Source organism: Saccharicrinis fermentans DSM 9555 = JCM 21142 (genome assembly GCF_000517085.1).
Classification (GTDB): Bacteria; Bacteroidota; Bacteroidia; order Bacteroidales; family Marinilabiliaceae; genus Saccharicrinis; species Saccharicrinis fermentans.
This window is the reverse complement of sequence record NZ_KI912106.1, coordinates 2,232-2,790: the sequence shown is the minus strand read 5'-3', so window position 1 is coordinate 2,790 and position 559 is coordinate 2,232. Positions and strand designations below refer to the sequence as shown.

General features: G+C 41.0%; 1 pseudogene. It reads left to right on the top strand.

Annotated features, from left to right (window positions below):
* Positions 1–477, top strand: a pseudogene (locus tag CYTFE_RS30280) (hypothetical protein); the annotation flags it as partial.
* Positions 478–559 lie beyond the last annotated feature (82 nt).

Below are 559 nucleotides of genomic sequence, written 5' to 3'. Positions count from 1 at the left end.
GATGATGGTACAGGCCGTAAGCGACTTGTATGGGCTGACTTGGTTCGCTTTAAAAAAGCCATTGATAAGTTAGGGGTTCCTAAGAAAGGACGTCGATTAGTACTATGTGCAGATCACGAAAATGATTTGCTAGAGCTTGATCCAAAGTTTAAGGATCAATATTTTGAGCCTGTTGCCGGAAAAGTATACAACCGTTTAGGGTTTGAATTTTATTCTTATATGGCAAATCCTTACTTTTCTCCAGCCACAAAAACAAAACTCTCATTTGGGGCTATACCTACTGATACAGACAGGGAGGCGTCGGTATTTTTTAGAGTTAATCGGGCTGCAAAAGCGAATGGATGGACTAAAATGTATCACTCTAAAGCCAGTACGGATCCGCTAACTCAACGTAATCTCGTTAATTTTCGTCATCACTTTATTGTGATGCCTACACGAGAGGAGGCTCGAGGTGCAATCGTGAGTGATAACGCATAACCGTAAATTATGAATGAATCTCGCATGGATATGAGTAAGCTTTCTGAACGAGAGCTGCTCATCCTTCTTAATGAAAGGCAAA